22 protein-coding genes and 1 tRNA gene are annotated in these 19,350 nt (G+C 44.4%); 10 read left to right on the top strand and 13 right to left on the bottom strand.

Annotated elements, in window-relative coordinates; all coding sequences use genetic code 11:
* Positions 1 to 16: 16 nt before the first annotated feature.
* From HF322_RS09800 to HF322_RS09775, 6 genes are all read right to left on the bottom strand, one after another.
* A complete protein-coding gene (locus HF322_RS09800; protein WP_169393264.1) occupies positions 17 to 637 on the bottom strand; it encodes a F0F1 ATP synthase subunit delta in 621 nt (206 codons plus the stop codon).
* Positions 638 to 649: 12 nt separating this feature from the next.
* Positions 650 to 1,120, bottom strand: coding sequence for a F0F1 ATP synthase subunit B (locus tag HF322_RS09795; RefSeq protein ID WP_169393263.1), 471 nt, complete (start codon positions 1,118 to 1,120; stop codon positions 650 to 652).
* A gap of 93 nt (positions 1,121 to 1,213) precedes the next feature.
* The gene (atpE, locus tag HF322_RS09790; RefSeq protein WP_025651437.1) at positions 1,214 to 1,462 is read right to left on the bottom strand and encodes a F0F1 ATP synthase subunit C; all 249 of its coding nucleotides are present in this window, start codon (positions 1,460 to 1,462) and stop codon (positions 1,214 to 1,216) included.
* Positions 1,463 to 1,495: 33 nt separating this feature from the next.
* Positions 1,496 to 2,362 carry a F0F1 ATP synthase subunit A gene (gene atpB, locus HF322_RS09785; protein WP_169393262.1) on the bottom strand — a complete coding sequence of 289 codons (867 nt, stop codon included), beginning with the start codon at positions 2,360 to 2,362 and terminating at the stop codon, positions 1,496 to 1,498.
* Between the two features lie 459 nt (positions 2,363 to 2,821).
* Positions 2,822 to 3,226: an ATP synthase subunit I gene (locus HF322_RS09780; RefSeq protein ID WP_169393261.1), complete on the bottom strand. Its 405-nt coding sequence runs from the start codon at positions 3,224 to 3,226 to the stop codon at positions 2,822 to 2,824.
* A 253-nt stretch (positions 3,227 to 3,479) separates the two neighbouring features.
* On the bottom strand, positions 3,480 to 4,385 hold the full coding sequence (locus HF322_RS09775) for a metal ABC transporter substrate-binding protein (protein ID WP_169393260.1): 906 nt from the start codon (positions 4,383 to 4,385) through the stop codon (positions 3,480 to 3,482).
* A gap of 309 nt (positions 4,386 to 4,694) precedes the next feature.
* Between HF322_RS09775 and HF322_RS09770 the strand changes: the two genes are divergently transcribed.
* The 6 genes from HF322_RS09770 (at position 4,695) to gluQRS (ending at position 9,814) form a co-directional block, all read left to right on the top strand.
* Entirely contained in the window at positions 4,695 to 5,207 is a 513-nt protein-coding gene (locus HF322_RS09770; protein ID WP_169393259.1) for a transcriptional repressor, read from the top strand.
* An 89-nt stretch (positions 5,208 to 5,296) separates the two neighbouring features.
* Positions 5,297 to 6,100, top strand: coding sequence for a metal ABC transporter ATP-binding protein (locus HF322_RS09765; protein WP_375138536.1), 804 nt, complete (start codon positions 5,297 to 5,299; stop codon positions 6,098 to 6,100).
* Between the two features lie 50 nt (positions 6,101 to 6,150).
* Positions 6,151 to 6,960 carry a metal ABC transporter permease gene (locus HF322_RS09760; protein ID WP_169393332.1) on the top strand — a complete coding sequence of 270 codons (810 nt, stop codon included), beginning with the start codon at positions 6,151 to 6,153 and terminating at the stop codon, positions 6,958 to 6,960.
* A gap of 161 nt (positions 6,961 to 7,121) precedes the next feature.
* Positions 7,122 to 7,967: a metallophosphoesterase gene (locus HF322_RS09755; RefSeq protein WP_169393257.1), complete on the top strand. Its 846-nt coding sequence runs from the start codon at positions 7,122 to 7,124 to the stop codon at positions 7,965 to 7,967.
* A 240-nt stretch (positions 7,968 to 8,207) separates the two neighbouring features.
* A complete protein-coding gene (gene dksA, locus HF322_RS09750; protein ID WP_169393256.1) occupies positions 8,208 to 8,648 on the top strand; it encodes an RNA polymerase-binding protein DksA in 441 nt (146 codons plus the stop codon).
* A 74-nt stretch (positions 8,649 to 8,722) separates the two neighbouring features.
* Positions 8,723 to 9,814 (top strand): tRNA glutamyl-Q(34) synthetase GluQRS, encoded by a 1,092-nt coding sequence (gluQRS, locus tag HF322_RS09745; protein WP_223193261.1) that lies wholly within the window; start codon positions 8,723 to 8,725, stop codon positions 9,812 to 9,814.
* A 14-nt stretch (positions 9,815 to 9,828) separates the two neighbouring features.
* Here gluQRS and ftsW read toward each other — a convergent pair whose 3' ends face one another.
* On the bottom strand, positions 9,829 to 11,028 hold the full coding sequence (gene ftsW, locus HF322_RS09740) for a putative lipid II flippase FtsW (RefSeq protein WP_169393255.1): 1,200 nt from the start codon (positions 11,026 to 11,028) through the stop codon (positions 9,829 to 9,831).
* Positions 11,029 to 11,199: 171 nt separating this feature from the next.
* The gene (gene murD, locus HF322_RS09735; protein ID WP_169393254.1) at positions 11,200 to 12,591 is read right to left on the bottom strand and encodes a UDP-N-acetylmuramoyl-L-alanine--D-glutamate ligase; all 1,392 of its coding nucleotides are present in this window, start codon (positions 12,589 to 12,591) and stop codon (positions 11,200 to 11,202) included.
* A gap of 260 nt (positions 12,592 to 12,851) precedes the next feature.
* Between murD and HF322_RS09730 the strand changes: the two genes are divergently transcribed.
* From HF322_RS09730 to glnK, 3 genes are all read left to right on the top strand, one after another.
* Positions 12,852 to 14,351: a SulP family inorganic anion transporter gene (locus HF322_RS09730; RefSeq protein WP_169393253.1), complete on the top strand. Its 1,500-nt coding sequence runs from the start codon at positions 12,852 to 12,854 to the stop codon at positions 14,349 to 14,351.
* An 80-nt stretch (positions 14,352 to 14,431) separates the two neighbouring features.
* Positions 14,432 to 15,298 (top strand): universal stress protein, encoded by an 867-nt coding sequence (locus HF322_RS11760; protein WP_169393252.1) that lies wholly within the window; start codon positions 14,432 to 14,434, stop codon positions 15,296 to 15,298.
* 161 nt (positions 15,299 to 15,459) lie between these two features.
* Positions 15,460 to 15,798 (top strand): P-II family nitrogen regulator, encoded by a 339-nt coding sequence (gene glnK, locus HF322_RS09720; protein WP_169393251.1) that lies wholly within the window; start codon positions 15,460 to 15,462, stop codon positions 15,796 to 15,798.
* 92 nt (positions 15,799 to 15,890) lie between these two features.
* Here glnK and HF322_RS09715 read toward each other — a convergent pair whose 3' ends face one another.
* From HF322_RS09715 to HF322_RS09705, 3 genes are all read right to left on the bottom strand, one after another.
* Positions 15,891 to 16,274, bottom strand: a complete 384-nt coding sequence (locus HF322_RS09715; protein WP_169393250.1) for a DUF2147 domain-containing protein — start codon at positions 16,272 to 16,274, stop codon at positions 15,891 to 15,893.
* Between the two features lie 187 nt (positions 16,275 to 16,461).
* On the bottom strand, positions 16,462 to 16,725 hold the full coding sequence (locus HF322_RS09710) for a hypothetical protein (protein WP_169393249.1): 264 nt from the start codon (positions 16,723 to 16,725) through the stop codon (positions 16,462 to 16,464).
* 22 nt (positions 16,726 to 16,747) lie between these two features.
* A complete protein-coding gene (locus HF322_RS09705) occupies positions 16,748 to 17,638 on the bottom strand; it encodes a DNA/RNA non-specific endonuclease (RefSeq protein ID WP_169393248.1) in 891 nt (296 codons plus the stop codon).
* 177 nt (positions 17,639 to 17,815) lie between these two features.
* Between HF322_RS09705 and HF322_RS09700 the strand changes: the two genes are divergently transcribed.
* A tRNA-Ser gene (locus HF322_RS09700) sits at positions 17,816 to 17,906 on the top strand.
* Between the two features lie 238 nt (positions 17,907 to 18,144).
* Here the strand turns inward: HF322_RS09700 and HF322_RS09695 are convergent.
* On the bottom strand, positions 18,145 to 18,408 hold the full coding sequence (locus HF322_RS09695; protein WP_169393247.1) for a hypothetical protein: 264 nt from the start codon (positions 18,406 to 18,408) through the stop codon (positions 18,145 to 18,147).
* Positions 18,409 to 18,648: 240 nt separating this feature from the next.
* Positions 18,649 to 19,344 carry a M15 family metallopeptidase gene (locus tag HF322_RS09690; RefSeq protein ID WP_169393246.1) on the bottom strand — a complete coding sequence of 232 codons (696 nt, stop codon included), beginning with the start codon at positions 19,342 to 19,344 and terminating at the stop codon, positions 18,649 to 18,651.
* Between the last annotated feature and the right edge of the window lie 6 nt (positions 19,345 to 19,350).

The following is a 19,350-nucleotide window of genomic DNA, read 5'->3' as shown; positions in this document are numbered from 1 at the left end:
ATCTGTGCGCGGCAAATTAAGCCATGAGTTGTGATTTTAACTGTTGTAACTTGCCGCGCATCGAATCATCGATCACCTTGTCACCGATTTTGATGGTCGCTCCTGCCAAAAGGCTTGGATCTACTGCTTCATGAATCACCACGCTTGCGTTCATTGAAGCGGCAAGCTTTGACTGAAACATCTCGCGCTGAGCGTCAGTCAAAGGATACGCTGAAGTCACATAAGCATCCAGCTGTTTTAAACTTGATGCTTTGTGACGGCGATAATGCTCATAAATAGCAGGTAGCAGTGCCAAACGCTCTTGCTGTGCAAGCTGCTGGATAAAGTTGGTAAGCTCAACGCTTACGTCTTGATAGCGCAACTCAGTTGCGCCGTGACCTTTTGTAGCATCAAGCAGTTGCTTAAGCGCAGATTCACTGGCGCCGGCAACGTTGCTGTTATAAAGGTCGATCAAGGCGGCTGATTTCAACTCAGCAGAAACAGCAGGATTGTCAAGCCATGATGAAAAATCATGATCATTGACAATGGTGCTGGCAATGAATAAGAAATCTTCCCACTCATTGACCACGCCATGCTCATGGGCATAGTCAAACGCCGCTTTTGCGTAGGGTCTTGCTAAGGTTGATAAGTCAGCCATATATCCTCACTATTACAGCTTTGCCGCTAGTTGGTCTAACATGCTGGCGTGCTTTTGCGCATCAACGTTGTCTTGCAAAATCTTTTCAGCGCCAAGAACTGATAACTCAGCCACTTGAGCGCGAAGGGTTTCGCGAGCTTGACTGATTTCTTGGTCAATCGCCGCTTTTGCTTGTTGGCGGATTCGCTCACCTTCAGCTTGTGCTTGAATTTTTGCATCCTCAACCAATTGGTTGGCGCTTTTATTTGCTTGTTCAATCAAAGCGGCAGCTTTTGACTTTGCCAAATTAAGCTCATCTTGAACGTCCTGCTCAGCCGTTGCCAAGTCCGCTTTTGCCTTTTCAGCCGCGCTTAAGCCTTCAGCGATTTTACGCTGGCGCTCATTGATGGCATTAATTAGGGGTGGCCACACGAATTTCATGCAAAACACCACAAATATTGCAAAAGCAATGGCCTGACCGATGAGGGTAGAATTGATATTCACGTGATCACCTCTTTATTCATGAAAATTCAGGGTCATTGACCTATTTGAGTGCCAAGATTCGCCTTGACCCTCAAATAACACTGAGCCTTCAGATTAACCGGCTAGAGGGTTTGCAAATAATAGAAGCATCGCAATACCAACACCAATCATCGGAACCGCATCAAGAAGACCTGCGACGATGAACATACGAGTTTGCAACTGTGAGCCAAGCTCAGGCTGACGCGCAACGCCTTCTAGAAACTTGCCGCCCAAGATTGCAAAGCCGATGCCGGTGCCAAGAGCGCCTAAACCGATAAGCAAAGCCACTGCGATAACTGTGTAACCACCTAATACTGGATCCATTGATGTATCCTCATTTACCTATTGAAAGTCTAATTAATGTTCGGTTGATGACGCAAGTGACAGATAAACTATCGTGAGCATCATAAAGACGAACGCTTGAAGGGTAATAATTAAAATGTGGAAGATAGCCCACGGTACAGACAACGCCCATTGAATCCAAAACGGCATTAGGGCAATCAATACAAAAATCAATTCGCCAGCATACATGTTACCGAACAGTCGCAGCCCAAGTGAGATGGGTTTAGCGATCAAGGTCACAAACTCTAAGATAAAGTTGATGGGAATTAAGATAATTTTTGCAATTGGATTTTTGGCACTAAAAGGGTGCAAGGTAAGCTCGCCAACAAAGCCGCCCAAACCTTTTTCTTTAATGCTATAAAAGATAATCAAAGCAAAGACGGAAAATGACATGCCAAGCGTGATGTTAGGATCGGTGGTTGGAACGATTTTAAAGAACACATGATGTGGGTCATATCCCATCATCGCACCGATTTGACCTGCCAGACTTGGAATAAAGTCAATCGGCATCAAATCCATAAGGTTCATTAAAAAGATCCAAACAAAGATGGTCAGTGCTAAAGGCGCAACCAGCTTTGAGGTGCCGCTATAAGAGTCGCGAACGTTGCTATCAACAAACTCAACAATCATCTCAACTGCAGCTTGGGTTTTGCTTGGAACGCCTGAGGTGACTTTTTTGGCAACCGACCAAAAAATGGCACAAAACACAATACCAAGACCAATCGACCAAAGCATGGAGTCTAAATGAATGGCGTTAAATCCCATTCGCCCCGCTTCTTCTGCGGTATGGGCAACAGTCCAACCCTCGCCCGGCAAATAGCCAAACGTCCAGTTGGTTAAGTGGTGAGAGATATACTCTGATGATGTCTGCTCGGCTGCCATAGTGTAAGCTTCTTATTAATCAACGATTCAATCAACTACCAAAATCTTGGTTGTCATGGTGATATTAAAACGGCTCATGCCGCGTTTTAACGCTGTTATCACCCACAACAGCCAACCCATCTTGCTTTTATAACTGCCTATTTTTAAAGGCAATTTTTTGGCTTTAACAAATTTTAGCTATCAAAAAAGGGCTTTTGACTAATCATCACCAGCCCTTGGTATCCACTCATAAATATTGGTGGTTGTTTTGCTAATCATCCATTTAGCAAATAATGAGTCAATATGTCGCGTTTAAGCGAAATATTCAGCTGTACATCTTAATGCAGCGTTGTAATCGTGTAAAGTCAATTATGACTTTTTTATCCCTTGTGTTACTAAGGGTTCCACGGTTCGCGTTTAGTAATCTGGCTTTGCGCTAATAAAAAAATTGTAAAATATTATTTTTGTTACAAGTTTATTTTAGCGATCGCTTAAAAAAGCGAATAAAATATTATGTCCAACCTGCATCAATACAAAGCCGATAATAAGCGCAGGGGCTGATAGCGACTGAATAAAGCTAAAAATTAGCGCAAATCCAAAAGCAATGATGAGCCATTTTATCATTTGACCTCGGTAAAGCTGGCTGACAATTTGCCGGCGCGCGCGATATCCTGAGTGCCAAAATACAAAGCGGGTAAAGACCCACTGAGCCACAAAGCTTAATAACGCTCCTAAAGCGGCGCTTTTGGTAATGATGCCATCACTTTTTAGCAAAAGCGCGTCAACCGACCAAGTGCTCAAAATTACAATCAACAAGAGCCAAGACTGCTGTTTGCTATAAGCGCTTAAATTCAGCGTTGGCTGACGCTTTGCCGGCTGGGTCATAAGCGATCCTATAGCTTAATTACGACTTATGGGAGCGCTTGGGACAGGCTTTGCCCAAAATAAAACGCCCCCATTATAAGGAGGGCGCAGCGCTTAAGCAAGTAAAATGTGACGTTTGTCAACCAATAAAAAATTCTAATTTGCAACTTAATAAATACTGATAATTTTCAATTATTTATAAGCCGCTATTTTAGCAAAAATCTGCCCTTAAGCCAATATTTTAAGCAAATATTGCTGCGATAAATAACCAGTATCATGAGGCGCAATGCGAAATTTGCTCAGCCATCTTACGCCAGCCGCTGATAAAATCAGTAGCGCCGCTCATGTCTTCTTGTTGAACAGTAACGGTTATAGGGTTTAATTTAGCGATCAATCCTTTTTTTGGCGCGCCTTCACTGATTAAGCACATTTGTTTTTTAGGGCGATGATCGCTTAGCCATTTGATTTGGGATGCCGTTGGCTCTAAGTGATGATCTGAGCTTAAACTTCCTGCAAAATTGAGCTTAAGCGTGGATTCAAGATAATGATAGGCGTCATGATATGACCAGTAAGACTTAGGCGATCGATTGGCTTGCACTTTTTTAACGGCATTATCCAAATCTTGAGCAAATTTTTGGGCATTGGCTTGATAAAGCGCTTTGTTTTTAGGGTCAGCGTGGCTATGGATCGCAGCTAGTGCTCGGGTGATGGCTTTGGCATTTTGCGGATCGAGCCAAAGGTGCGGATCTAAAGTATTTTTTATCGGCGTGCCTTGAATATCGCGAAGCGGAAAGCGATTAAAGGCGCGAAATTTAAATAATGAGATGCTATTTGGCGCTTTATTTAGCGTTGGCGCTAAATTGGCTTCTAATGGCGCGCCAAACCAAACCACAAATTTGCTGTCTTGAATGGTTTTAATGTCACTAGGACTGATCGCACCATGATGACCGACCTCCCCTGATTGCAAAATTTGCTTGGCAGGCGCCGCGCCTTTGGTGACCGCTTTACTTAGTAAATATAACGGATAATTGCTCACGCTGACCGTTGATTGGGTTGCCGCCGTTGCCAAAGTGCTGCTTGTAATTGCGACCCCACCAATCATAACGCCAAGCCCGAATTTTTTAGCCTGCGCATAAAATCGTTGTTGAAATAACGCCGTTTTGCTTAACATTGCTGCCATCACTCCTGTTTCAATTCTCTTAAATTACGATCTAAAATTGGTCATATCTGCCAAAATGACTTGCGGTTATTATTGCCTAAATATGAGCAACCACCTTGTTAGATAATATGTTATACTATAACAATTAGAATTCCTATGATTAATTTTGCTAAAAAGATGGTAAAGCGCTTGCGGCTTGTTACAATAGCGGGCGATTTTTAGGTGATGGCAAATGAGTTTGGTGTTTGATTAGCAATAAAAAATAAGGGCATAAGCGCTTATTCTTCAAAAAATGCCAGCTTTGTTTTTGTTTTATTAAAGGAGCGCGATATGACCAGCAAACCGTGTTGCAATCATATTCATGATGTCCAGCAATTTAGCCAAGATGAGATAACAGCGCGAATTTTGGCAGCAAAATCAGAGTGCGATCAGCGCGGCGTTCGTTTTACTCCGCTGCGGCAGCAAATTTATCAGCTGATTTTGGAATCTGATACGCCAATTGGCGCTTATGACTTAATCACTAAATTGCAGCAGCTGCGCTTAACCAGTAAAGCTGCTCCCGATCGTAAAAACGTCGCGCCGCCAACCGTTTATCGCAGTTTGGAGTTTTTATTGTCAGAAGGCTTGATTCATCAATTGACGTCGTTAAATGCGTTTGTGCCTTGTTGTCATCCGCGCGATAAACATACGGCGGCATTTTTGATTTGTGAGTCATGCCAGCGCGTTCAAGAATGCAGCAGCTTGCCGGTTCAAGAAATTATGAGCTTTGCTAAAGATGATGCCGGATTTTTGGTAGCTCGAAGCGTGATCGAGCTTGCTGGTGTTTGCGCCGATTGCCAATAACGCAAACCGTTCATCAGTTAGTTAAACACCGTTTTATAGGTTTTTTTTTAGCATTTTAACTTCTCATATCAGCTGTCCATATGCCCAATATTTCTAATCCAATAGATGCCAAAGTCGCTTCGGTTTGCTCATTAAAGCCGCTTGATTGCTCGCAAGCCGCCGCTTCTAAACTGCTCAGCCTTGATAATGTGGGCTACCGAATTGACCATCAAGTGCTGCTCAATCATATCAGCTTGCAGATTGCGCAACATGAAACCATCAGTATTATTGGTCCTAATGGCGCGGGAAAATCGACGCTTATTAAGCTGATTTTGGGGCTGATTGCGCCAACGTCCGGACAAATTCACGCGCATTTACCGCTACAACTTGGTTATGTTCCGCAGCGATTTAGCGTTCCTGCAATTTTGCCGCTTCGGGTTCAAGATTTGTTAAATCAAGCCAAAAAAGGCAGATTAACCGCTCAAGAAAACGCTTTTATTTTTGATAACCTTGCTATTAATCCGCTGCGACATAAGCAGCTTCGCTATTTGTCCGGTGGTGAAACTCAGCGCGTGCTGCTGGCAAGGGCGCTGCTTGAAAAGCCCAATTTGCTGATTTTAGATGAGCCAATGCAAGGCTTAGATCCTGAATCAGAAGTTTGGCTGTATCAGTTTATCGATGAGCTTCCCGATTTTTTGCGCTGCGCTATGGTGGTGGTGTCACATGATTTGCACTGGGTCATGAAAGGCTCGCGGCGAGTCATTTGTTTAAATAAGCACATTTGCTGCGAAGGTCAGCCAAGCGAGCTTGCCATTACTCCTGAGTTTCAAAAGCTGTTTGGTCACCATTATGAGCAGCCTTATGTTCATAAAGCCCACCACTGCGAGCACCATGCGCCGCAAGAAACGCTTTAACTTTATGAGCGATTAAAACGCCCAACCCAATGTTAACTTTTGGAAAAACCATTATGAGCTGGCTTTCAATCATCGCTCCGGCTTGGATTGCAGGAAGCATTTTAGCCCTGTTGTCAGCGCCGCTTGGCTGCTTGGTACTTTGGCGGCGGATGGCATTTTTTGCCGATGCGTTGGCTCATGGGACGTTATTTGGTGTCGGCTTGGCAATATTATTTCAGTTGCCCATTGGTCTTGGGGTGGCGCTGGTCAGCCTTTTGGTGGTGGCAGGACTGGTATTTTTAGACGATGAGCGCTTGCCAAGCGATGCTGTGTTATCGGTAGTGGCGGTGACTTTGCTTTGCTTGGGGTTATTAACGCTCACTCAATTGACCAATCAGCAAGCCAATGTTTTGGGATTTTTATTTGGTAGTTTATTGGAAGTTGACTGGTCAGATTTGCCGGTTCTTGCTGGAACTTGTCTGCTAGGAATTGCGGCGTTAGCCTATATTTGGCAAGCGCAAATCAAGCTTGCCACTTATGAGCCTTTAGCCAAAATTCAAGGCATTCACCCCTTAAAACAGCGGCTATTTTTTATGGGGATTTTGGCAGGGTTTTGCGCCATTGCCTTACAAGCGGTTGGCAGTTTGCTGATCAGCGGTTTGCTCGTGCTTCCTGCTTTAACGGCACGGCTTTATGCGTCAGCGCCCAAACAAATGGTGATTTTTGCTATGATTGCAGCGCAAGTTGGGGTAACTTTTGGGGTTTGGGGCAGCGTTTGGCTAGATATCCAAACCGGTCTTGCCATTGTTTTGATTTTAGCCCTCATTTTTTTGGCAGCCTTTATTTTATCCAAAATAACTTTAAAAAAATCAGCCTCTTAATAATAGCTATTTTATAAAAACTGTGCTATAACCCGACTAAATGTTCTTTATCGCCTGCAAAAATGGTCATTTTTTTTGGTGATCGCTTACAATATCCGCTCAAAATTATGACGATAAATAAGCTTGAAGGGATTCTGGCTTTTAACTTCAGGACTCAGCTTATGTCATCACTCAATTACCCTACCGCTTTTATCGATTCGATTGATCATCAAATTAATGTTTTACAGTTGTCTGATCTTCATATTACTGAGCTGACTCAAGGTAAAACGCTAGCGACAAATTATGACCAATTAAGCTGCTGTCAACGTTTTGAAAAACTGCTTGATCAAGCTTTAAAGGAGCCGATCCGCTGCGATTTGATTTTAGTTACTGGCGATTTGGTCAGTAAAGTTTGCCCTGATATTTATGATTATATTTTTACCGTTTTAGAAAATACCAACATTCCTTTTGCTTGCGTGGCAGGAAATCATGACGTGACCGATGAGCTTGGCGCGCATTTGCCCTTTGATCAGCGCACCTTTTTAGCCAAGCCCGCTGATGCGCGACTGCTGAGCCGCCACGTGATTGAGACGGCGAATTGGCAGTTGTTATTGATCGATTCGGCTATTCCCGGGAAAGTTGCGGGGGAAGTCAGCACAAGCGATATCAATTGGCTGAGTGATCAGTTAACAAATTGCGAAAAACCGGCGCTTATTGCTCTTCATCATCACGTTACCCCCATGCACTCAAGCTGGATTGATCAGCATATCGCAGAAAATGCCGATATGTTTTGGCAAAAACTTAGCCAATTTGCTAACCTTCGGGTTATTATCAGCGGTCATACTCACCAAGAGCACGTTAAACATCAACATGGCGTCACCGTTTATACGACCCCATCAACGTGCTATCAGTTCAAGCCGTTAGAAGATGACTTTACGATGGATATTGATGCCCGACCCGGCTATCGATGGTTGCAATTAGGCAACAATGGACAGGTTGCAAGCTGGGTCAAAAGAATGGATACTTGAGGCTACCCTCACCACCAAAAGCTTAAGCTGAATAATAACAGGTTATGGATAACTTATAATAAAGTCTAAAAGCAGCCTAAGGTACGAGGATAAGCGTAAGGAATAACTATAATTTTAGCCAAAAGTTTGCCCATGATTTTTGGGCAATTGTTGTAATAAAACCTTGATTTTAATGATTGTGAGGAGCGTTGCTTTAGCAACTCGTTTTATTGCCATTATTTGAAAAAGTAGGATACTAATATGAGCACCCTGACCACCAACCCAAACGAGATGAAATTTGCCCCCTACGCCCCAGCAGAAGATGAAGAATACATGTCTGAGGCGCAGCTTGAACACTTTCGCGCAATTTTACTAGACTGGAAGGATCAACTGATTGGCGAGGCGGATCGCACCAAAAGCTATATCCAAGATGAGTCGAGCGCCATGCCGGACATCAATGATCGCGCAACCCAAGAAGAAGAGTTTGCTTTGGCGCTGCGAACTCGTGACCGCGAACGTAAATTGATTCGTAAAATTGACAAATCAATTGCGGAGATTGATAACGAAGAATACGGCTATTGCGAGACTTGCGGCGTTGAGATTGGGCTGCGCCGATTGGAAGCCAGACCAACCGCAACGCAGTGCATTGACTGCAAAACCTTGTCAGAGATCAAAGAGCGCCAAAACCAAGGTCATACCTAAACGCTAAAACTTACTGTCAATCCCATAAGCGACCCCAAGTTTGGTCGCTTATTTTTTCACAATTTTATGTCCATATGACAAACCGGATCACGATTCATTCACCGCCTATGATGCCAAATGCCAGCGAACCCCGTGCTACCGACTTTTCAACTACCCCTTTAGTCAATACGAGCCATGCAAGCCATGACCAACGGCAACCTATCGGACGCTTTGCGCCCTCGCCAACCGGCGAGCTGCATTTAGGATCGCTGACCACCGCCCTTGCCAGCTACTGCCAAATCAAATCTATCGGCGGGCTTTGGCGATTGCGAATTGAAGACACCGATCATGAGCGCTGTGATGAACAGTTTAGCGAACAGATTTTGCTTGATTTAGAAGCGCTTGGGCTTTATTGGGATTTTGATGTGATTTATCAGTCCGAGCGCTTGGACATTTATAACGAGTTTTTAAATGACAAGCTTGCGCCTTTAACTTACGCCTGTTCGTGTTCCCGAAAGCAGCTGATGGCGTTTTGGGATCAACATAGTGACAATACGCCCGTATTGCCAAATGCCCAAACCACAGAATTGCCCTTTGATCATGATCCCAAAAGCGTTCAAGACGCCTTGGTTCGCAATCAGCGTTATCCTCGGCTTTGCTTACATAAAAAGCTCGCTAAAAGCGCCCATAAGCTTCGGATCCAGCTTCCTGAGGTCACTACGGGGTTTTTGGATGGTATTCAAGGACTACAATGGCAAAATCCGCAGCAGTCGCTTGGTGATATGGTGGTCAAACGCGCCGATGGCATGATCAATTATATTTTGGCAGCAAGCATTGATGATGGGCTACAAAATATCAGCCACGTGATGCGCGGCTTAGATATTTTGCCGATGACCAGCGCTCAAATGGCGATTATGGCAGCAGCAAACTTACCAAGCGTTGATCATTGGTACCATTTGCCGCTCATTTGTCACGCTGATGGTCAAAAGCTGTCTAAACAAAATCTTGCCACGCCGATCGATACCAGTAACCCAAGCGCGCTGATTCAGCAAGCATTAAGCTTATTAAATCAGCCGACCGTTGACCTTGATACGCCTGAGCGAATGCTCACGCAAGCAGTCGCTCAATGGGACAATCAGCCTTTGCAGCACGTTCATTTTTTGACCGCGCCAAAAGCTCTTGATTGAACTTATGAATATTATTAATAATATCGGCACTGACTGGGATCAATATTTGGCGTTTCTTTCCAAATTTTAAGCAATACCGCCATCATAATCAGGCTGACCACCATCGAGGAGCCGCCATAACTGAAAAATGGCATGGTCAAGCCTTTAGTTGGCATCGCACCCATATTCATCGCGGCATTAATCGTTGTTTGCGCAATAAAAATAATCGCAATGCCAAACGCGGTATAGCTCATTCGCATTTGCTTATGTTTGAGCGCGTTATAGCTGATGCGAAGGGCGCTGGCAATAATAAATGCCTCTAACAATAGCACCATTAACACGCCTAAAAACCCAAGCTCTTCACCGGTAATTGCCAATAAAAAGTCGGTGTGCGCCTCTGGCAAATGCGATAATTTTTGAACGCTTTCCCCGTAGCCGACGCCTGCAAACTCACCGCGACCAAAGGCAATCAAGCTTCGCGCCAGCTGATAATCCGTATCTTGGATGTCATCAAAGGGATCGATAAATGACAATGCCCGCGTCAATCGGTACTGAGCAAAAAAGATCGCCGCCACGGCAAGCGAGCTTAAAAACGCGCCCAGCGCCCAAAACATGCGATAAGGCGTCCCTGCCACATAAAAAATGGCAAACACCGTCCCTAAAATCACCACTAGCGAACCAAAATCCGGCTGAGCAAGCAATAAAACCGTTAAAATGCCCATCACCACAGAGATTCGCAAAAACCCATCCCAGCTGTTACGAACCTCAAACGATCGGCGAACCACAAAGTCGGAAACAAATAAGATCACCACAAGCTTTGCCATTTCGGCGACTTGGAAGTTAAACACCCCAAGATTAAACCAGCGCTTTGCCCCGTTAATCGGCGTTCCAAAAATAAGCACCGCTACCAACAGCAGTCCGGTCACGCCGAGCAAAAAAAACTGCGTCCCCGACTGGTACAACAGCCGAATAGGAACTAAAAAATAGACCAATCCTGCAAAAAACAGTCCAGCGGTGATATAAATGAGCTGACGGTTAAAAAAATACAGCTCAGATAACTCGCGGGTCAGCGCAAAAGGAATGGAAGCTGAGGCGACCATCAATAAGCTCAGCACCAAAATGCAGCCAACGCTGGTCAATAGCGCTGCCCGAGCGGATGGCAAGGAAAACAGACCATCATTTGCCAAATTGTCAGTGTATTTTTGCACCGACCGAGATAAAAAAGAGATTGCCATAATATTGATTACACTAAAAACAAAAAGCTTGGCGATTATCAATCGTGAATAATCTTAAAGCTGCTATTATGACTGACAATGACCATCATACTCAATCAAAACAACTCTCTAGCGCGCTTTTTATTGCCATTTTTCACTCAGACTTCAAAAGATCGCCAAGCTGTTAAGGCATTAGTCAATCATCGCTTGGACGTGGCGACTAAACGCTTGACCACGATCAGCAAAGTTTTTAAATTGATCAAGGCTTGCACAAGCAGGCGATAGCAATACCGCTTGAACTTGCGATAAGCTGCTTTCAACGATCGTTGCAATGGCTTGCATGGCGCGATCTAGCGTCTGGCAAGAGGTTACGCTTACCTCAGCGCTCAGCGCGCTTAAATCGGCGGCAATGTTTTGAGCATCTTCACCAATTAATAAAACGTGGCTGACGTAGTGATTGATTAACGGCACAAGCTCGCTAAAGTCTTGACCTTTGCCTTGACCGCCTAAAATGAGGAGCAATTTGCCATCTTTTGGTGCATAAACCGCCCCAAGACCTTCAATGGCTGCCATGGTTGAGCCAATATTGGTGCCTTTTGAGTCGTTAAAATAATCAATGCCTTGATGATTGGCGACAAATTGACAGCGGTGATCGAGCCCTGAAAAACTTTTGAGCGTGGCAATCATGCTATCAATCGGCAATCTGGCAAGCTCGCCCAATGCCAAAGCCGCTTGCGCATTTAATAAATTGTGACGACCTTTGATCATCAGCTCATCAGCACCAATCAATTTATGATTGCCTTTTGCCAAATAGGTTTGACCATTGTCAATGATCAAGCCAAAATTATCACCCGTTGGCGCTTGAATGCCAAAGCTTAAACAGGGCAAATCTTTGGCAAGTAACGGCTTGGTCATCGGATCATCGCGGTTGATGACCACCGATTTTGCCCCTTGAAAAATGCGGTGTTTGGCCTGATGATACCCTAACATATCATGATGGCGGTCTAAATGATCGGGCGACATATTGAGTACAGTTGCCACTTGAGCGTTTAAATTGCTGACCGTTTCTAACTGAAAACTTGATAATTCAAGAACGGCGAGCGCCATATCAGGATCATCAAGCAAATTTAGCGCTGGAATGCCAATATTGCCGCCGACGCCGACGTTGACGCCCGCATCTTTTGCCATTTGCCCCACCAAAGTGGTGACCGTGCTTTTGGCATTTGAGCCGGTAATGGCAACAATTGGCGCGCAATTAGCCTCACAAAACAGCTGGATGTCGCTGACGACAGGAATATTTTTTGCCTTTGCTGCTTGAATTGCCGGATGCTCAAGAGAAATGCCGGGGCTGATAATAATTCGGCAAGCTGTTAATAATAACTCTGGTTCAATCCCGCCAAATTTGCGTATGGTAATGGCATCAGGAAGCTGATTGGCAAGCGCAGGCGCATCACTTTCGTCAGTGACCGCAACACAAAAGCCTTGATGGGTTAAATATTTTGCCGCTGATAATCCAGATTGCCCAAGTCCGATGACCACTTGCAGGGGGGTTGATAGATTAGGGGCGAGGCTTGCAACCGTCATGATGACATCCTTAGCAGTTCAAATAATGGGCAGTGGGAAAGTGGGGCGTGACTTAAAAAGGCAAATAAAAAGCGATTAAAACGTGTCAATGCCCTTTTATTTTTGTGTAGGCATCATAACGGTATCGTTTAATTTTCGGTACTTTTTTTTACGCGCTTTATGCTATGATGCGCCTAAATTTTTGCGATAAAGCACTTAGGTCACGCCTTTATTATAGGGCAAGTTTCGCCAATTTGCTTTTGATTCGATGCAGCTAATTTATGACCTCTTTTTTTGATGACGTTCGTGACGAGTGGTTTTCCAATGTTCGCGGTGATGTGTTATCAGGGCTGGTAGTTGCCCTAGCGCTCATTCCCGAGGCGATTGCCTTTTCTATCATCGCTGGGGTCGATCCAAAAGTGGGGCTTTATGCCTCATTTTGTATTGCGGTGGTGATCAGCTTTGTTGGCGGTCGTCCGGCGATGATTTCGGCGGCAACGGGGGCGATGGCGCTGGTGATGGTCGATTTGGTTGCCGATCACGGTTTGCAATATTTGCTAGCGGCGACGCTGCTTTGCGGCATCATTCAAGTCATTATGGGCATTCTTAAGCTTGGCAATTTGATGCGCTTTGTGTCGCGCTCGGTGGTGATTGGTTTTGTCAATGCGCTTGCCATTTTGATTTTTTTGGCGCAATTGCCTGAGCTGAGTCCTTTTACCGAAGGCGTCACAACGATCACTTATGCTATGGCGGCAGCAGGACTTGCCATTATTTACCTGTTTCCTTATCTGCCAAAAATCGGTCGGCTGATCCCCTCGCCGCTGGTTTGTATTGTTGGGCTAACCGCCGTTGCCATGGCATTACACCTTGAGGTTAGAAATGTCGGCAGTATGGGCGATTTGCCAGACGCGCTGCCGATGTTTTTATTGCCAAATATCCCGCTTAATTTGCAAACGCTGATCATCATTGCGCCGTATTCATTAGCGCTGGCGGTGGTAGGACTGCTTGAATCGATGATGACCGCCACCATTGTTGATGAGTTAACCGACACCCCAAGCAATAAAAACCGCGAGTGCCGTGGTCAAGGGATCGCCAATATTGTCACCAGCTTTTTTGGGGGGATGGCAGGCTGTGCGATGATTGGTCAGTCAATGATCAATGTCAAATCTGGCGGCAGAACGCGGTTGTCCACGCTGATCGCCGGTGTGGTGCTGCTAATTTTGGTGGTGTTTTTAAGCGACTGGGTTCGCCAAATTCCGATGGCAGCATTAGTTGCGGTGATGATTATGGTATCGATTGGCACGTTTAATTGGCAGTCGATTCGCGAGTTTAAAACCCATCCGACATCATTTAACATTGTCATGCTTGCAACGGTTGCCACCACCATTTTTACTCATAATTTGGCTTATGGCGTTTTGGTTGGGGTGCTGCTCTCAGCGCTGTTTTTTGCCAATAAAATCGGTCAGTTTTTAACCGTGACTAGCCACTATAGTGATGATGGCAATACGCGCTATTACTACGTTCAAGGTCAGGTATTTTTTGCTTCAACCACGCCTTTTTTAGCCAGTTTTGATACCAAAGAGGCGCTTGATCGGGTCGAAATTGACGTCAGCCTTGCCCATTTTTGGGACGTAAGCGCCGTCGATACGCTTGATAAGCTGGTCATTCGCTTGCAGCGCGAGGGCATTGATGTCAAAGTGGTGGGGCTCAATCACGCCAGCCGAACTTTGATTGATAAGTTCTCCATCCATGACAAGCGGGATATCGGTCTGCTCGATTAGATCAAAATCTCAATACCCTCGATTGCTTCTGCTTAAAACCAAATCTCACCCATTTTGATGATAACGATAAAGGTGCCAATGTGAGTCAGTTAAAGCCTGATAGCGTGATTGCCTGTTTAGATTGTCCCAACCATGTTCAAGCCGTGCTCGACGCCAGCCTTTGGGCAGCTGCAAGGTTACAAGCTCCCATTGGGCTGCTTCATGCTGCCCCAAGCTTATCGCAAAAAGCGGCGATCGATTATTCAGGGTGCCTTAACATCGATGACGAAAGCCATTTGCTCGACACCTTTACTAGCCATGAGCAATTGAGCAACGCCCAATTAAAAATGAAAGCCAAAGCTTTGCTGGCAGACGCCGAAGCTTACTGCGAAGAGCAGCAGCATAAACGCAAAGTCTATGCCCTGCACCGCCATCAAAGCTTGATTGACAGCCTCGATTATGTGGACAATCAATCAAGGCTTGTGGTCATCGGTCATCACGTCACCTGTAAGCCCTCATTAAGTCAGCTGATTCGGCTCAGTCACTGCCCGATCTTGGTCACTCACGCGCCGTTTGTCGCCCCAACGCAAGCTTTATTTGCCTTTGACAACCGCGCTTGCGCCCAAAGAATGCTCAACTGGCTTTGTAAAACGCCGCTCGTTCGCGCCTTGACCGTTCATATTGTGATGGTCGGCAAACAAACTGAAGAAAATATCGAGTCGCTTCGAGAGGCTTATGCCAGGCTCAAACAAGCAGGGATTGCTTGCAAAAAAACCTTGATTGACGGTCGAGATGTGACGCAGATCTTAAGTGAATATCAAAAGGAGCATAACATTGGGCTGCTTATGACCGGCGCGTTTGGGCAATCAAGGCTGTTTGAGCTGATTCAAGGCAGCAACACCAAAAAAATGCTCGAAGCGACCAAAACCCCTTACTTATTATTCCCTAAAGTCACTATTGACACCTAATGCATGAAGCTTGATTCTCATGTCAATTGTTAACGCTGAGCGCCTATCTCGTTAAGCGCGATTAAATCAGGTTATAATAAATTGATACGCTCACCAATTCATGACCAAAGAACTGCGAAGTCAATCGTAAGATCAATAACATCAATACTAAGGATAGGATTATGAAGCTGATTACGGCAATTTTAAAACCTTTTAAACTCGATGATGTCCGAGAAGCCTTGTCTGAGATTGGCGTAAATGGCGTAACCGTCACCGAAGTTAAAGGCTTTGGTCGGCAAAAAGGTCATACTGAGCTGTATCGCGGCGCCGAATACGTGGTTGATTTTCTACCAAAAGTTAAAATTGAAGCGGCAGTTGTTGATGAAATGGTTGATCCGGCAATTGAAGCCATCACGCGAGCGGCAAGCACCGGCAAAATTGGCGATGGCAAAATTTTTGTCACCAATCTTGAGCAAGTCATTCGCATTCGCACGGGCGAAACGGGCTCTGATGCGCTATAAGTAAGTTTTAAATTAAAACCCTTTAACCTAAAAAATCCTGAACAACCAGCGTCATTCAGGATTTTATAAGATCGTTTTAAACCATTAAAAGCTTATTTCTTTTTCCAAGTTTGAGATCTTGAAAAGGGTCCTAAGTGACCTTTTAGATTTAAGTCATTACCGCTTAAGCTTGCAGTCAAACGGTAGGTTTTATTTTTTTCAGGGTCAGTGATCGAGCCGCCGCTGTATTTGCCATTGCCATCAGCTTTTAGCCCTGAAATGACCGTCATTCCGATATATTTTTTGCCTTTTTCAGTAGCCGTGCTGACGATTTTACCGCTTAGGACGCCGTTATTTTCGGTGATTTTGACCACCGCTTTTGGCTTACCTTCATCATAAGTCTGCCAAGTAGTGTTGGCAAGGGGGTCAGCTGCAAAGGCAACGCTTGCCAAGCCCATTCCGGTAACGAGTAACGCAGATTTAGAGAATAATTTCATAATCGACTCCTGTCAATGTTCAATCAATGATGATTGTGATCATTCAATGCTATCAATCGGGTAAAAGCGGCTTATTTTAATCAAGTAAACCTTTACCAGTTAATATCATTATAAGCAATTTCCAAATTTTGCCTAGTAGTTTTTTTATAGAATAATATTGCTATAAAATCAAGACTATAGCCTAGTTTTATAAAAAAGGATTTTTGATTTCATGGTCACTTTGGTCATCAATATCCTTTGACGCCAAATCATTTTTCAGATAACGGTCATCACTTTGAAAGGCAGTGACAATTTTGCTGGCAAGCTCAAGCAGCGCTTTTGCCTGCTCAAAGCCTTCAGAGTTAAAATTCAGGTCAATATCCCCATAAATGCTGATTTTATCGGTTTGGTTTTCAATGACCAAATCCCCGATTTGCATGCTTTGTGAGTCGTTGGCAAACGGATCAATCACGGCGCTCTCCTAAAAATTATCATTAAGCCTGAAACTGAGTTACCAGCCAATCTACGATCGCCATGACAAAAAGCTGCCACGTGGGCGCTTTATTTTCAGGAGTATCAAGGCTTGGCGACTGGTTGGCGTCCAATGGCAAATTCAGCGCTTGCGATTTACTTCTGCCATCCAAAACTGGCAGCACATCGATGCCTACTTTGTCAGTCAACTCATTGATGCTGATCACCTCAATGCGCTCGGACTCATCATTGGGCGCAAAGTAGGCGCCCGCTTGGTTTAATTTTGGAATATAAACCGCTTTATAAAAATGGCTTGGCACCAAAACGCGACCTTTGAGCGTTTTCACCTTGGTGTCTAAAAAAGCCACGCCCGTTACGCTATAAACTTCGCCGTATTGCTGAGTTAATTGCCGCGTTGCCGTTTCAATATTGCGCCAAATGTAGCGGTTATTTCTTGGTGACTGCGGGGCAATATTGGCAAGGCTAAAGCTGTCATATTGCTGCTGGCGGTTTGCCATATTGCCATTGGGCGCTAAATGACCGCGATCAAATCCTGATTTGGAATAATCGCTTAAGGTCGCGCGAATCGATTTTGGCAGTCGGCTTTCTTCATGAAAATTATCTTCGCGGCTGATTTTTTTGGCATCATTGATGCGCTTTTTGGTCAAGTGCTCAGCTGACCATAAGGGCGTTTTAGTGACGCCTGAATACATGACCGCAAAGCCGCTAAAGCATAAAGGCTGAGTGCCTTGACTCAGCTTTTTGTTGGTAAATTCAGGATAAATGCCACCATAAAATGAGTCACTACAAGCACTTAACTCATCTGCCAAAGCAGCAGTTGATGGCAGAACAAGCATCAGACTAAAAAAAATGTAGGTGAGACAAGATAAACCTTGGCGATAAATGAACGTCATAGCAGCGCTTTCATAACTAACTTAAACGCTATCCTAGCAGCCAAATGGCAAGCTGCAAAGCGCTGATTTGACAAAATTAAGGCTTTGAGTCTTGCTTTACGTGACAATGCTTGAAGATTTCGCTATACTAAGCGCTCAAAAAACTGGGCGCTTAAAAAAGCGACTAGCTTTTTGATTGGTGAAGTGGCTGAGTGGTCGAAAGCGCACGCCTGGAAAGTGTGTATACGTTAATAGCGTATCGAGGGTTCGAATCCCTCCTTCACCGCCAATCTTATGAAATCTCAATAAAATATAAGTTTTCCGAAACATTCCTACCTAAAAATTCTTTTAACATCCTATCTTATATAGCTTTTTCGCTGTAATCACGATTTTTTGTTTTATTAAATAATCGCTAAAATATTTCCTTAAAAACTAATACGGTCAAGGTAATTAATCTAAACAAAAAAAATGACGCCCAATTAAAGCGCCATTTTTAAAGATTGATTGCTGATTTGGATTATTGCCGATTAACCTCGGTGATAATTGGGCTGTTGGTGTTTAATTTTTGCATGAGGTGCATGGTCAGCTTTTTTTGGCTGATGCTTTGGCGCCACTACTTTTTGCTTGCCATGATAAACGGGTTTATGTTTATTATTAACCTTGGCATGTTCTTTTTGATGATGAACTTGCGGCGCATGCGGCTTAATAGGCTGCGGGGCAGCATTGGCTTGACCCAACATTGCAAAACAAGCGGTGGCGGCGACTACTGAACTTAACAAAATATTCTTCATTATCATTATCCTTTGGCGTGATCACCGTAGTGATCGTAGTTAATGGCGCTTTTATAATACAAACGCCGCTATCGACCCCTTAATAATAATAAAGATCAACGTTAAGTAGCTTCATAAAACCTAAAGAAAGGTAAAGATAATCTTGATAGTTTTCTTAAATGATGCGCTTGTCATGGTTTGGGTGAGGTTTTCTAAAAATTAGCAATCATAAAACCAAAAATCTGATTTTTTCATCACTTATTAGTGACTGATTTCCCAATCCGCCGCCCCATAAATTGCATGATCGTTTTGCGTATAAAGCGCCCAAAGCGCATTGCCAAAATCAAAATGCCACCACTCCGTCGGCAAGTTGGTGAACCCAGCGCTCGTCATCACGTGATATAACAATCGGCGATACTCGCAAGCATCAATATCGGGGAATTTTTCATAATACGAGGTGTGCGAGCGTTCAGTGGGCTCATCAAAGTCTGATCCCATATCAAGCCAATCTTTGGTTTGCCGATTAAATAACGTTACATCGAGCGCGCCGCCTGTCAAATGCGGACTGATAAAATTGGGCAAAACTGGCGCGACAAAATCTAGCAGCAATTGCTCTTGATCGGTTTTACTTAAATACGCGTAGTCTCGTTTTATTGTTTTTCGAATATCATCTTGGACGCCGCTTTGCACCTCACGCGAGCGCCAACCATCAAGCACCATAATCCCTAAATGATCCGGCAATAATGCGGCGGCTTGCTGCAATCTTTGGATCACTGACGACCTTGCCACGCAACTATCAATGGCGTTTGGGATATTTTTTGCAAAATAAATCGGATAAGACCGTAAGCGCTCATGATTAGGAATAGGCTCAAGCACTTCATCGCAATCAATGATGGGAACTTGCTTTGTGGTTTCCCAACTAAAATGAGGTAAATTTGGAATAGCAGGTGAAGTCATAACAAT

Source organism: Psychrobacter sp. MF31, assembly GCF_012847335.1.
In the GTDB taxonomy this organism is placed as follows: Bacteria; Pseudomonadota; Gammaproteobacteria; order Pseudomonadales; family Moraxellaceae; genus Psychrobacter.
Note: the sequence above shows the minus strand (reverse complement) of the source record. Positions and strands in the feature narration are given on the sequence as shown.

Excerpts from the sequence above, each read along its gene's own strand:
- gluQRS (WP_223193261.1), top strand. The coding sequence starts at position 8,723 with ATGACAAACCGGATCACGATTCATTCACCGCCTATGATGCCAAATGCC.
- HF322_RS09690 (WP_169393246.1), bottom strand. The coding sequence starts at position 19,344 with ATGACTTCACCTGCTATTCCAAATTTACCTCATTTTAGTTGGGAAACC.
- atpE (WP_025651437.1), bottom strand. The coding sequence starts at position 1,462 with ATGGATCCAGTATTAGGTGGTTACACAGTTATCGCAGTGGCTTTGCTT.
- HF322_RS09695 (WP_169393247.1), bottom strand. The coding sequence starts at position 18,408 with ATGAAGAATATTTTGTTAAGTTCAGTAGTCGCCGCCACCGCTTGTTTT.
- HF322_RS09770 (WP_169393259.1), top strand. The coding sequence starts at position 4,695 with ATGACCAGCAAACCGTGTTGCAATCATATTCATGATGTCCAGCAATTT.
- dksA (WP_169393256.1), top strand. The coding sequence starts at position 8,208 with ATGAGCACCCTGACCACCAACCCAAACGAGATGAAATTTGCCCCCTAC.
- HF322_RS09715 (WP_169393250.1), bottom strand. The coding sequence starts at position 16,274 with ATGAAATTATTCTCTAAATCTGCGTTACTCGTTACCGGAATGGGCTTG.
- HF322_RS09705 (WP_169393248.1), bottom strand. The coding sequence starts at position 17,638 with ATGACGTTCATTTATCGCCAAGGTTTATCTTGTCTCACCTACATTTTT.
- HF322_RS09800 (WP_169393264.1), bottom strand. The coding sequence starts at position 637 with ATGGCTGACTTATCAACCTTAGCAAGACCCTACGCAAAAGCGGCGTTT.
- HF322_RS09775 (WP_169393260.1), bottom strand. The coding sequence starts at position 4,385 with ATGGCAGCAATGTTAAGCAAAACGGCGTTATTTCAACAACGATTTTAT.
- HF322_RS09780 (WP_169393261.1), bottom strand. The coding sequence starts at position 3,226 with ATGACCCAGCCGGCAAAGCGTCAGCCAACGCTGAATTTAAGCGCTTAT.
- HF322_RS09730 (WP_169393253.1), top strand. The coding sequence starts at position 12,852 with ATGACCTCTTTTTTTGATGACGTTCGTGACGAGTGGTTTTCCAATGTT.
- murD (WP_169393254.1), bottom strand. The coding sequence starts at position 12,591 with ATGACGGTTGCAAGCCTCGCCCCTAATCTATCAACCCCCCTGCAAGTG.
- ftsW (WP_169393255.1), bottom strand. The coding sequence starts at position 11,028 with ATGGCAATCTCTTTTTTATCTCGGTCGGTGCAAAAATACACTGACAAT.
- HF322_RS09755 (WP_169393257.1), top strand. The coding sequence starts at position 7,122 with ATGTCATCACTCAATTACCCTACCGCTTTTATCGATTCGATTGATCAT.
- glnK (WP_169393251.1), top strand. The coding sequence starts at position 15,460 with ATGAAGCTGATTACGGCAATTTTAAAACCTTTTAAACTCGATGATGTC.
- atpB (WP_169393262.1), bottom strand. The coding sequence starts at position 2,362 with ATGGCAGCCGAGCAGACATCATCAGAGTATATCTCTCACCACTTAACC.